Origin of the sequence: Actinomyces sp. HMT 175 (assembly GCF_016694895.1) — a bacterium.
Classification (GTDB): domain Bacteria; phylum Actinomycetota; class Actinomycetes; order Actinomycetales; family Actinomycetaceae; genus Actinomyces; species Actinomyces oris.
This window is the reverse complement of sequence record NZ_CP068012.1, coordinates 2,725,483-2,738,458: the sequence shown is the minus strand read 5'-3', so window position 1 is coordinate 2,738,458 and position 12,976 is coordinate 2,725,483. Positions and strand designations below refer to the sequence as shown.

At 74.2% G+C, this 12,976-nt stretch carries 6 protein-coding genes; 3 read left to right on the top strand and 3 right to left on the bottom strand.

From position 1 onward, the window contains the following. Positions 1-28 precede the first annotated feature (28 nt). The gene (locus JJJ14_RS11355) at positions 29-1,723 is read right to left on the bottom strand and encodes a DNA repair helicase XPB (protein WP_201444190.1); all 1,695 of its coding nucleotides are present in this window, start codon (positions 1,721-1,723) and stop codon (positions 29-31) included. Between the two features lie 487 nt (positions 1,724-2,210). On the opposite strand from JJJ14_RS11355, the gene JJJ14_RS11350 reads away from it, so the two are divergent. The 3 genes from JJJ14_RS11350 (at position 2,211) to JJJ14_RS11340 (ending at position 7,037) form a co-directional block, all read left to right on the top strand. Next, complete coding sequence (locus JJJ14_RS11350; RefSeq protein WP_201444189.1) at positions 2,211-2,510, top strand: hypothetical protein; 300 nt, start codon at positions 2,211-2,213, stop codon at positions 2,508-2,510. 84 nt (positions 2,511-2,594) lie between these two features. Continuing rightward, positions 2,595-5,183 (top strand): helicase-associated domain-containing protein, encoded by a 2,589-nt coding sequence (locus tag JJJ14_RS11345; protein ID WP_236592827.1) that lies wholly within the window; start codon positions 2,595-2,597, stop codon positions 5,181-5,183. Between the two features lie 156 nt (positions 5,184-5,339). Then, positions 5,340-7,037, top strand: coding sequence for a DUF3027 domain-containing protein (locus tag JJJ14_RS11340; protein ID WP_236592826.1), 1,698 nt, complete (start codon positions 5,340-5,342; stop codon positions 7,035-7,037). A gap of 24 nt (positions 7,038-7,061) precedes the next feature. Here the strand turns inward: JJJ14_RS11340 and JJJ14_RS11335 are convergent, their stop codons facing one another. Next, a complete protein-coding gene (locus tag JJJ14_RS11335; RefSeq protein ID WP_201444187.1) occupies positions 7,062-7,898 on the bottom strand; it encodes a uracil-DNA glycosylase in 837 nt (278 codons plus the stop codon). Positions 7,899-7,965: 67 nt separating this feature from the next. Next, positions 7,966-12,969, bottom strand: a complete 5,004-nt coding sequence (locus JJJ14_RS11330; protein ID WP_236592825.1) for a DEAD/DEAH box helicase — start codon at positions 12,967-12,969, stop codon at positions 7,966-7,968. Between the last annotated feature and the right edge of the window lie 7 nt (positions 12,970-12,976).

Here is a 12,976-nt window from a genome sequence, read left to right as displayed (position 1 = left end):
CTGCGCCTCGTGCGCCGTCGGGCCGGGCTCAGTTGTTCGCGGTGAGGTCCTCGGCGTCGATGATGGAGTAGGCGTAGCCCTGCTCGGCCAGGAAGCGCTGCCGGTGGGCGGCGTACTCCTGGTCGGCGGTGTCGCGGGCGACGACCGTGTAGAAGTGGGCCTGGCGGCCGTCCTCCTTGGGGCGCACGATCCGCCCGAGCCGCTGGGCCTCCTCCTGGCGCGAGCCGAAGGAGCCCGAGACCTGGATCGCGACGCTCGCCCCGGGCAGGTCGATGGAGAAGTTCGCGACTTTGGAGACCACGAGCGTGCGGATCTCGCCGGAGCGGAAGGCGTCGTAGAGGCGCTGGCGCTCTCGCACCGTCGTCGCCCCGGTGATGACGGGGGCGTCCAGGTGCTCGGCGATCTCGGTGAGCTGGTCCACGTACTGGCCGATGACCAGGGCCGACTCGCCCTCGTGGCGGGCCAGGAGAGCATCGATGATCGGCAGCTTGCGCGGTGAGCAGGCGGCCAGGCGGTAGCGCTCCTCGGGCTCGGCGGTCGCGTAGGCCATGCGCTCACCGGCGTCGAGGGTCAGGCGCACCTCGGTGCAGATCGCCGGGGCGATCCAGCCCTGGTTCTCCAGGTCCTTCCAGGGGGCGTCGTAGCGCTTGGGGCCGATGAGGCTGAAGACCTCGTCCTCGCGGCCGTCCTCGCGCACGAGGGTCGCCGTCAGGCCCAGGCGGCGGCGCGCCTGCAGGTCCGCTGTCATGCGGAAGATCGGGGCGGGCAGAAGGTGGACCTCGTCGTAGACGATGAGCCCCCAGTCGTGGGAGTCCAGCAGATCCAGGTGCGGGTAGACGCCCTTACGGCGGGTGGTGAGCACCTGGTAGGTGGCGATCGTGACGGGGCGGACCTCCTTGCGCGATCCGGAGTACTCGCCGATCTCCTCCTCGGTCAGGGTAGTGAAGCGGATGAGCTCCTCCTTCCACTGACGCGCCGAGACCGCGTTGGTGACCAGGATGAGCGTCGTCGTCGAGCTCTTGGCCATGGAGGCGGCACCCACGAGGGTCTTGCCGGCCCCGCAGGGCAGCACGACCACGCCCGAGCCCCCCGCCCAGAAGCTCTCCACCGCCTCGCTCTGGTAGGGGCGCAGCTGGAAGGTGGTGGGGGAGTCGGTCAGGGTGATGGGGTGGGCCTCGCCGTCGACGTAGCCGGCCAAGTCCTCGGCCGGCCAGCCCAGCTTGATGAGCACCTGCTTGAGGTGGCCGCGCTCGGAGGGGTGGACGACGACGTCGGCCTCCCCGAGTCGCGTCCCCAGCAGGCCCTTGGTGCGCTTGGAGCGCATGACCTCCTCCAGGACCGGCACGTCGATGGCGTGCAGGACCAGGCCGTGGGCGGGGTCGGTGAGCAGCCGGAGGCGGCCGTAGCGGCTCATCGTCTCGGCGATCTCGGTGAGCAGGGCGTGCGGCACCGGGAAACGCGAGTAGGTGATGAGCGTGTGGACGACCGTCTCCGCGTCCAGGCCCGCGGCGCGCGCGTTCCACAGGGCCAGCGGCGTGATCCGATAGGTGTGGATGTGCTCGGGGGCGCGCTCCAGCTCGGCGAAGGCGGCGATGGCGCGGCGGGCCTGCCCAGCCTGGGGGTGGGCGACCTCGAGGAGGACGGACTTATCGGACTGGACGATGAGCGGGCCGTCGGGGACCGAGGGCGCCGGGGACGCAGGATCGCTGGGCGTGGCGGACATGGGCGGGAGTATCCCAAGCCGGGGCAGCGCGCCGCCGTGATGGAGGAGACGTTCCTCTTCCAGCGGGAGGGGCCGGCCGGCCTCCTGCCCGCGCGAGCGCGGCTGACAGTGCTACCGACAGTGACGTCACATCCATTCGCGTCATGACCGGGCGCGCACAGCTGACGGCCCGGGTCTTGGGCTGCCGCGGCGGCGTGCGAGCCGCCGGGACGTGAACACGAGCCCCGAACGTGGGTCGGGAGGCGCAACAAGGGGCCAGAAACGGTGACATCTGCGGGGTTGTGTCCAAATCGGAAACAAAGGCGCGAGGCGCGCTGCGGCCTGCGAAAGAAAACCGCATGATTCTGCGGTTCGTGTTGCTGGCCTCAGGGGCGGTGAGGTCCCTTTGTATCCGATTTGGACACCGGCGCCCTTCATCCACGCTGCCGGGCGAGCCTCCTTCCATAGGATGAGGTATCCAATCAGGTGGTCTGTTTAGGGTGGTGGCATGAAACATGAGCTCGATCAGTCTGGAAGCGACCACGAGGACTCCGGCGCCGGTCAGCGCGGCCGCCGGGCTGCCTGGTCGGAGGTGATCGAGGAGGCCTTCAAGGCGGATCAGGGGCCGGCGACGCCGTGGTTCTGGCCCATGGTCTACGGCACCATGCTGGGGGCCGCGATGGGTGTGGCGGCGCCGGGGCCCTGGTTCTTGTGGCTGCCGGTGGGGTGGGCGATGGGCCTGGCCCTCGGAACCGCCTTCAAGACGAGGGAGGACTCGGAGTCTTCCGAGGGGACGGAGGACGAGTAGCCGGCACTGACGATCGGCGCTGGTCCCGTTCTCAGGCCCGCCCGGCTCTGTCCGTGACTGGGGCGGGGGCGTATTTTGGTGCGGATGAGCCCTTCCGCCTCCACCCAGGACCTCGCCGTGCACCTGACGGCGCTGCCGGACCGCGAGGTCGCCGCCCTGTTGGTGGCGCGCCCGGACCTGGCCGCGCCGCCGTCCTCCTCCTTCCTGGCGCTGGCGACCCGCGCCGGGGCTCCCGGCAGCATCGAGCACGCCCTGGCCGGGCTGGATGCGCCGACGTTGGCCGTGGCCGAGGCGGTGGTGGCACTCAGCCGGCCCGATGAGTCGCGCCAGGCGGGCGGGGCCGGGCCGAGCAAAGTCACCGAGGGCATCGAGGCAGCCGGGGATGGACTCGCCGAGGTGGCCGAGAACGGGCAGGATGGCGGGGTCGGTGGAGAACCTGCCGGTGGTGAGCCGGCCGATGACGAGACTGTCGGCCATCCCGCCGGCAATCCGGCCAACCCGGACCACACTGACCTGGCCGGGTTGGTCGCCGCCCACCTGCCGCTGCCCGCCGAGCAGGTCACCAATGCGCTGGAGCACCTGGGCCGGCTGGCGCTCGTCATCGAGGGCAGGCCCGTGGCCGCGCTCGAGGCGGCCTTCGGGCCACACCCCTTCGGCCTGGGGCCCTGGGCTGCTGAGCCCCTGAGCGCAGAGCAGCTGCCACCCACCCTGGAGGAGCTGAGCGAGGACGCCGCCGGTGGAGGCGGCAAGCCGGTCGTCCCGGTGGCCTCCGTGGAGATGCTGCAGGTCCTCACCTGGGGACCGCCCGCCGGCATCCTGCGCGCCGGCGGCACCGCACCGGGCGCGGCCCCGCTCATCGAACGCGGCTGGCTGGAGCGCAGCAGCGATGCCCACGGGCGCACCCGCTTCATCCTGCCGCGCCAGGTCGCTCTCGCCCTGCGCGGCGGCCGCCTGACCCGCGAGCCCCTGACCGCCCCCGAGGCCGGCGACCTGGAGACGGTGGGCGCCGACGTCGTCGCCTCCGAGGCCTCCTTCCACGCCGAGGAGGCCGTCCGGCTCGTGGCCGCCCTCCTGGAGGAGTGGGGCCGCGAGGGCGGGACGATTCGCCGCACCGGCGGAGTGAGCGCGCGCGCTCTGGCACGCACCGCCGACGCCCTGGGCCTGGAGGCCGACGACGCCGCCCGCATCATCGAGATGGCCGCGGGCGCCGGGCTCCTGGGACTCGATGAGGACGGCGCCGCCTGGGTGCCCTCCTCCTTGGCCGCCGGCTGGCTCACCGACAGCCTCCCGCAGCGCTGGGCGCCGCTCGCCCTGACCTGGTCGGGCAGCGCCCGCACCCCCTGGCTGACGGGCACCCGCGATGACGACGGCACCCTGCGCGCCGTCCTCAGCCCTGACCTGGAGGCCGGGTGGGCGGCGCGACTGCGCGCTCGGGTGCTCGCCCTCCTGGGCGACCTCCCGCCGGGGGCCAGCGCGACCCCCGCCTTCGTGCGGGCGGCCCTGACCTGGCAGAGCCCCCGGCGCACCATCCCCGGCGGGGCGATCTCCGCGGTCCTGGCCGAGGCCGAGACCCTCGGGATCACCGGCGGCGGGGCGCTGACCGAGGCCGGCAGGATCCTCGCCCGACGTGCTGCAGCGAGCCTCGACGAGCAGGCCCCCGGACTCAGTGGCGGCCCCGGCGGCCCCATCGACCCCGGAGACGCCGGCCGCGCTGAGGAGGCGGGCGGCGAGGCACACGCCGAGCCGCTGTCGGACGACCAGGCCCTCACCGCCCTGGAGGCGGCGCTCGCCGCAGACCTGCCGGCCGCCGTCGAGATGATCCTCGTCCAGTCCGACCTCACCGCCATCGTGCCGGGCCGTCCCGCCCCCGAGCTGGCCGCGCTGCTGGAACGCACGAGCGTCGTCGAGTCGCGCGGCGGGGCGCTCACGGTGCGCTTCACGCCCGAGTCGGTGCGCGGCGCGCTCGACGTCGGCTACCGGGCCGAGGAGATCACCCAGGAGATCGGCCGTTACAGTCCCGCGCCCCTGCCGGACTCGCTGAGCGTGCTCGTCCAGGACGCCGCCCGCCACCACGGGGCGGTGCGTGTGCGGGCCGTGTCCGCGCTGCTGCGGGTCGGCGACGAGGCCACGGCCGCCGGGCTCCTGGCCGAGCCGCGCCTGCGGGACCTCGGCCTGGACCAGGTGGCGCCCGGCATCCTTGTGGCCACGGCCAGCGCCGGGCAGGTACTGCGCGAGCTGCGCGCCACCGGGCTGGCGCCGGTGACCGAGGACGCCAGCGGCCACCTGGTGGTCGGGCCGGCCACCGCGCAGCAGGCCCGCCGGGCCCCCGAGCCGACGCGCCCCGGCAGCGAGCACTCGGTGCGACGGCGTCGGCCTGGAAGGCGTGAGCTGACGACCCTCGTGGGGCGGCTGCGCGTGGGGCAGGAGGCGCTGCAGGCCGCAGGCGAGACGGCTGTGGCCACCGACCCGGTGCACGCCCTGGCGGTGCTGCGCCAGGCCCAGTCCTCGCGCTCGCGGCTGCGGCTGAGCCTGGCCGGCCCCGACGGCGCCGTGCAGGAGCGGCAGGTGCGGGTCATGGCCGTGGAGCCCGGGCGGGTGCGCCTGCGCGACGTCGTGCGCGAGACCGAGCTGACCGTGGCCGTCCACCGCATCGTCTCGGTCGAGGCGAGCTGACGGTCCACTCGCTGACTCACCAACAAAATCTTCACAATCGACGCGTATCTGTGTCGATTATGAAGATTCTGTCGAAGTGTGGGCGGGCGGGGCGGTGTGCCCAGGCCAACCCGCGCGGGCCGGGGCAGTTCCAGGAGCCTCCCCTACACTGGCCGAGTGACCGACACGATCGACTCTCACACCGACGCCTCAGGCGAGCCCGCAACCGGGACCGACTCGGGTTCACCGGCGGGCGCCGCCACCGGGGTGCGTACCTCCACGGCGACCCTGGAGCGCCCGGCCCCGGCACCGAGTGCGGCCTCGCCCTCTCCGACGCCTGCCGCCGTGCCGCGCGCCGGCGCCCTGCCGACCCCCGCTGAGCAGGCCCTGGCCGCCAAGGACAAGACCCTCACCTCCCCGGCGGCCATCGAGCTGGCCCGCCACGCGCTGGAGGAGGTCACCGACCCCATCACCGTCGGCGAGTACGTGGCCGCCGCGCCCGACGCCGAGCGCCTCGTCACCCACCTGTTCGACTGCACCCTGAGCGGCTACCGCGGCTGGCGTTGGGCGGTCACCCTGAGCCGCGTCCCGCGTGGCCGCACCGCCACCGTCTGCGAGGTGGAGCTCCTCCCCGGTGAGGAGGCCCTCCTCGCGCCCGCCTGGGTCCCGTGGGCCGAGCGCCTCGAGCCCGGTGACATCACCCGCTCCGACCGCCTGCCCCGCAAGGAGACCGACGAGCGCCTCGAGCCCGGGTGGGAGGCCACTGGTGAGGACGCCGACGCCGTCGCCCTGGATGAGCTCGACCTGGGCCGCCCCCGGGTCCTGAGCGCTCAGGGTGTCGCCAGTGCCGCCGAGCGCTGGTACGGCGGCGACCACGGCCCCGACGCCGAGGGCGTCCGCAAGGCCCACGCCACCTGCTCTACCTGCGGCTTCTTCGTGCCCATGGCCGGCGCCCTGCGCGCCATCTTCGGTGTGTGCGCCAACGAGTGGGCCACCGACGACGGCAGCGTCGTCTCCCTGGACCACGGCTGCGGCGCCCACTCCGAGACCGATCTGCCCGACCAGGGTCCGGAGTGGCCCATCAACCCCTCGCGGGTCGACGACCACCTCATGGTGCCGCTGAGCACCAACGGGCTCGACCTGCGTGAGGGCCGCAGTATCGCCGAGCTCGCCGCCGAGCAGGGCGACGACATCGACGCCGAGCCGGGCGGTGCCCCCGCCGAGGACTCGGCCGACACGGCCGGTCAGGGAACCGGTGCGGAGTCGCCTGCTCAGGATGCCGACGGCCCGGCCGACGCCGTGAAGACCACCACCGACTCCGACGCCCAGGAGGCTCAAGCCGAGGGCGGCGCCGCCGGCACGGATGCCACCGCGCCCGCGGCCGAGGAGCAGGCGGAGGAGCTCGGGACGAAGACCACCAAGAAGTCCGCCGCGTCCGAGCAGAAGCCCGCTGCGAAGCGTTCCCGCCGCGCGGCCACCTCGACGCGCCGCCGTCGCACGGCCGTCTCTCCCGAGGAAGCCTCTGAGGAACGCAGCAGCCGCCTGGTGGGGCTCGACCTGGGAGAGCTTGAGCGGGCGACCGCCGCGGTGTCGGCCTCCTCGGCCCCCGATGCTGCGAGCGCCGCCGAGTCTCTTGAGGCAACCGCGGATCGGCCCTCACCGGCCCCCGCCAGCGGCGAATCCAGTGACACGCCCGGCGAGCGCGCCGCCTCGGCCCGAGCCGCCGTCGCCGATCTGTCCCTGGCCCTCGGGATCGACATGCCCCAGGACGACGCGGCCACCGACGACACCGAGAGCGCCGAGATCGACGCCCCCGCGGAGCAGACGCCGCGGACCCTCGCCGAGCTCGAGGCCATCCTGCCCAACCGCTCCTGAAGCCGCGTCAGCCGCGGCCCGTCATCATGCCTCGGCGAGGCGCTTGGCGGTCGCCAGCACCTCATCGAGCATCGGCTCGGTGAGCCGACCGGTGAAGGTGTTCTGCTGGCTGGGGTGGTAACTGCCGAGCAGCGTCACCGGCCTGCCGTCGGGCTTGGTCAGCTCCGCCGTCGCCCCGTGGCCGAAGCGCGGCTGGGGGCGGGGGAGGGCCCATCCGGCCTCGCGGGTGACCCGCAGCACCGCGCCCCATCCGATCCCGCCCAGCGCCAGCATCACCTTGACCTCAGGCATGAGGGCGATCTCGCGGGCGAGCCACGGCGCGCAGGTGGCGCGCTCGAAGGTCGTCGGCTTGTTGGCGGGCGGGGCGCAACGCACGGCGGCGCCCATGCGCGCGCCGACGAGCCGCTGCCCGTCGCCGGCCGCCGTCGAGGTGGGGGATGTCGCCAGCCCCGCCCGGTGGAAGGCCGCCCACAGCCAGTCCCCGGAGCGGTCCCCGGTGAACATGCGGCCGGTGCGGTTCGCCCCATTGGCCGCGGGTGCCAGCCCGACGACGTAGATGCGGGCATCCGCCGACCCGACACTCGCCACCGGTCGCCCCCAGTACGGCTCATGGGCGAAGGAGGCGCGACGGCCGGTCCGGGCCACCTCCTCACGCCAGGCCACGAGGCGGTCGCAGGCACGGCACACCGTGACCTGGGCATCAAGCGCGGACAGTTCCGACGACGAGTCGGCCAGGCGCGCCACGTCGGCGGCCGATCGGGCTACAGGTGTTGCGGCAGTAGCGGGATCCTCGGGCCACCCGGTCCCGGGAGGGACCGGGGAATCGAAGAACGCTCCGGTGACGGGGTGCGGATCGGCCATGTCCTCATTGTGGACGCGTGGAGCGCACCATGGGCCGGCTTCTGTCACCGGTGAAGGGCCGGCCCGCTCATCGCCAGGTGGCCCCGGAGGGGCCGACGGCGAGCCGCATCCCCCTGGGGTCGCGCACGAAACCGGCCTCACGCAAGAGGTCGCTCACGGCCGGCGCCAGCGCGGTGACCCCGTTGAGGGACTCCACCACCGTGCGGCGCCTGACCGCCGCTGCCCCCTGGCGCGCGAACATCGCCTGCCTGTCGGCCGCCAGCGCGGTCAGGGCGCGTGCCAGCTCCTCGCGCGCGGACGTGTAGGAGATGAGGACCTTGAGGTTCTCCGAGGCGTAGAGCACCGGGGCGCCACCCAGCACGACGACGCTCGCCCCCTGGCGCCGGACCGGCGGGCCGCTCGTCTCCTCACCGTGGCCCCCGGCCGACTCGCCGAGGCCAGCAGGTAGCACCGGCTCGGGCCACGGCACCCCGCGCCCGACGAGACAGGCCGGGTCCTTGAGATCGAGCACGACCGGTGTCTCCGCCGCGCCGGCGGGGCCGGGGGTGAGGGACCGCAGCCGCTCGACGCTCTCCCGCTCGGCGAACTGAGTCGGCCCCAAGCCTTCAATGAAACTGCCGCGCAGAACCACCCCGGTCTCCTCCATGCGCCGCAGCACCGGCATGAGCGGCCCGAGCCCTCCCGCCCCGCCGAAGGTCAGGGCGAGATCGCGGGAGACGACCCCGTAGCGGTCCAGCAGTGACTCCACCTCCGCGATCGCCCGCTCCTCATCGCCGGTCGGTGCGTGAGACAGCCTCACCCAGGAGGTGGAGACCAGAACGGAGGACAACTGCCCGGCCGCTGTCACCTCCCCGGCGCGCGGCATCCCCATCATGAGGCGACGGCCCCGGCGGCTGCGCACCCGCCGTGAGGGCGGGGCGGTGCGCGGCCCGGCCGCGGGCGCCAGCGCCCGACGCACCGGCTCGAAGGAGCGGCCCGTGGCGGCCCCCTCACGAACCAGCTGCCAGAGCTCCTCCCCGGTGACTCCCGTCTCCCGGCCCTCCGGCGCCTCCGGCTCACCCGGGGTAATCGCCTCCCCGGCGACCGGCGCCAGGGCGGAGTCCGTGGGGAAGAAGGCGATCTCGCCCGGCGCGGGGATGTCGTCGGCCCCGGTTCGCCTCCGGGCCGCATCGGACCGGGACGCGGCGTCGCCGACGGGCCGCGCCTGCCAGATGACCTCCCCGGCGGCGATGAGCTCATCAAGCATGGCCGGCCGGTAGTCGGCCACGCGCGCGGGCAGCACCACCGACTCCCACAGGCCGGCCGGCAGCCACACGCCCTCCAGCGCCGCCAGGGCCTCCGCCAGGGCGTCGACGCCGCTGCCCGGCTCATCCAGGCCCGCCCTCTCCAGCACGAGACGCTGGAGAGCCGCAGGTGGCACCGGCGCGACGGCGGCCCGCGCCCGGTCCAGGGAGCGGCGGCGCACCCGGGCGAGGATCGCCGGCTCCATCCATCCCGCCGCACCCAGGTCCACCAGGGAACCGTCCCCGGCCAGCTCGGCCAGGGCTCCCTCCGCTACTGCCGTCCCCAGCCCGAAGGCCTGCGCCACGCGCTGCGGCGTCACGGTCGTGTGGGTGCGCGCGTAGCGCAGAAGCAGGTCGTTCAGCGGCGAGCGGGCCGCTGCCTTCCGCTCGACCGCGACACCGGCCGTGGCCCGCTCCAGCGCCCAGTCGGGGACCTCAGCCCCCAGGGCCCGCCGCAGAGCCGGGGCGTCCTCGACCCGGGCCCACAGCTCCCGCCCGCCGACCCTCACCGCGGCGGCTCGGCGCGCCCCGGCCAGCTCGGCGAGCGCCCGACCGACCTCGCGCTCGACTGCGTGCGTGTCCGCGCCCTCGAAGCCGTCGCAGGCCCCGTCCGCGCCGTCGCCTTGCCCGTCCTTCCCTGGGACCCTCCCGCCGACGTCGGTGCACCGCTCAGCCAGCTCGGCCGCGCTCAACGGTCCCAGCTCACGCAGAAGATCGGCGATCGCCTCGGCGTCGGCGCGTACCCGCCTGCCGGGGGCCAGGTGCTGGAGCTCGGCCTCCACCTGGGCCAGGACCTCGTCGTCGAGCAGCTCCGCGACACCGCCGTCGCCCAGCAGGGCGTCGAGCGCCTTGGGGTCCAGGGAGAGCAGCTGGGCCCGGCGCTCGGCGTGGGGCAGATCCTCCTGGTAGATCAGAGTGCTCGCGTACCCGAACAGCAGCGGGTGGGCGAAGGGCGACGGCTCACTGGTGACGGCCTCGACGACGCGCACCCGGCCGGAGGCGAGACGCTCCATGAGGTCGGTGAGCGCGGGCAGGTCGTAGTACTGCTGGAGGCACTCGCGCGCCGCCTCCACGCTGACGGGGAAGTCCCGGAACTGGCAGGAGGCCTCGAGCAGCTGTCCGGCTTTGACCCGCTGCAGCCACAACGGCGTGCGGCGCCCCGGGCGGGCGGTGGGCATGAGCAGGGCGCGGGCGGCGCACTCGCGGAACCGGGCCGCGAATAGCGCCGTCGTCTCGATCCGGCTGCGCACCAGGGAGGAGATCTCCGCGGCGTCGAAGGTGATGAGCCCGGCCCCCGGGAGGTCGCCCTCAACCGGCGGGATCTGCAGGACGATGCCGTCGTCGGCCACGATGATCTGCGGGCGCACCTCCAGCACCTGGTGCACCCGCTCCCGGATCGCCATCGCCCAGGGCTCGTGGACGCACCGACCCAGCGTGCTGTGGACGATGACCCGCCAGCTGCCGGACTCGTCCTCATAGCGCTCCAGGACCAGGGTCTCATCGGTCGGCAGGGCGCCGGTGGCTCGGTACTGCTCGCGCAGCAGCGCCAGTAGGTTGCTGCGGGCATGGTCATCCAGTCCTGCCTCCGTGAGCCGGCGCCGCAGCGACCGCTCGCCCTCCGACTCCCCGGCTCCCGCCTCCGCCGGCAAGGAGTTCTGCGCCTCACGCAGGAAGACGCCCTTGGCGAGCCCGGTGGCCGCCGGCCTCCCCAGCCCCTCGCCCCTCCAGAACGGCAGGCGGGCGCTGCGCCCCTCAGCCGGGTCGACGACGACGCGGTCCCCCGTGATCTGGCGGATCCGCCAGCTCGACGTCCCCAGCGTGATGATGTCGCCCGGGCTGGACTCGTGCACCATCTCCTCGTCGAGCTCCCCGACCCGCCGCCGCCCGGCATCCTGCGCCCCCTCGGGCAGGACGACGGGGAACATGCCCCGGTCCGGGATCGTTCCCGAGGAGGCCACCGCCAGCCGCTGCGTGCTGGGCCGGGCACTGAGCTCACCAGTGGCGCGGTCCCACACGATCCGCGGCGAGAAGTCCGCCAGATCCGCCGAGGCGAAACCGCCGGCCAGCAGCTCCAGGACCGAGTCGAAGGCCGGGCGCGGCAGCGAGGAGTAGGGGGCCGCCCGCCTGACGGTGGCGAACCAGGTCTCGGCCGTCAGTCCCTCCGTCACACTCACCGCGGCAACCGTCTGCTGGGCCAGCACGTCCAGTGCGTTGGACACCAGCTCGGTGCGCTCGATCTCCCCGGCACGCATCCCCTCGGCGGCGACGACGGCGTCCACCAGGTGAGTGCGCTCCACGGGGTAGATGACGCCGCGCGGCCGCCCGCCCACCCGGTGGTCGGCGCGCCCCACCCGCTGCAGGCCCGCCGCGACCGACGGGGGCGGCGCCACCTGGAGCACGAGGTCGACCGAGCCGATGTCGATGCCGAGCTCGAGGGAGGCCGTGGCCACCACGCACCTCAGCTCGCCCGCGGCCAGCTCCCGCTCCACGCCCAGACGCTGTTCCTTGGAGACCGACCCGTGGTGGGCCTTGGCGATCACCGGGGCGCCCGCCGCCAGGGGCTCGGTGTGCGAACCGGTTCCCATCTCCCAGGACTCCCGGTGAACCGGCGCCCGCGGCGCCGGTGCCACCGCCCCGAGACGCGCGGCGTAGGCCTCGTTGAGGTGCGCGGTGAGCCGCTCGCAGGCGCCCCGGGAGTTGACGAAGACCAACGTCGTGCGGTGGGCCAGGACCTGGTCGAGGATCGCGTTCTCAAGGTGCGGCCAGATCGAGGCCGACACCCGGGCGGGCACCCCCGCACCGGGCTCGTCAGCCCGCCCCGCCGCCATGGCTCGACCCAGCGCCTTATCGGAGCGCCAAGCCTGCGAGGACCCCGCCCGTCCGAGCCCGGAGGGCCGGGAGCCGCGGCCACCACCCGCGCTCGCGGGGGCTGCCAGGGCCCGTTCCATCCGGGTACGGCGGTCCGAGATCGCCGGGATGCGGGCCATGTTCTCCACCGGAACGGACACTGTGACCTCCGGCGCCGCCCGGCCGTCGTCGGAGATGATCGTCACCGGGTGCGGCCCTCCGAGGAAGCGGGCGACCTCCTCCGGCGGCGAGACGGTGGCGGACAGGCCGATGCGCTGCGCCGGCCGCCCCAGGAGGTCATCGAGCCGTTCCAGGGACACGGCCAGGTGCGTGCCGCGCTTGGAACCGGCGAAGGAGTGGATCTCGTCGACGATGACCGTCTCCACTGTCCGCAGCGTCTCCCGCACGGCGCTGGTGAGCATGAGGTAGAGCGACTCCGGCGTCGTAATGAGGATGCTGGGCGGGTGGCTGCGCAGCCGACGACGCTCCCGCGCGGGCGTGTCCCCCGAGCGCACCCCCACCGAGATCGGGCGGGTGGGGCCGACGGCGCAGATTCCCGCCAGCGGCCGGCGCAGGTTGCGCTCCACGTCCGCTCCCAGCGCCTTGAGCGGGGAGATGTAGAGGACCCTCACGCCGTCGGCCCCGCCCTGCGCGCCCCCTGGCGCCGCCGCGTTCCCCTGCTCCTCCGCGGCCGGCTCCTGTCCCAGGCGGTCGATGGCGGACAGGAAGGACGCGAGCGTCTTGCCCGAGCCGGTGGGGGCGATGACCAGGGCGTTCTCACCCCGGCCGATCGTGGCCCAGGCCCGCTCCTGCACCGGGGTGGGACCGGTGGGGAAGGCGTCGAGGAACCAGATGCGGGTGGCCGAGGAGAATCCCTCCCAGCCCGGCTCGCGCGGACCTGCCGCGGCGGCCGGGTCCTCTGCTGCCTCGGTCACGGCCATCACCTCC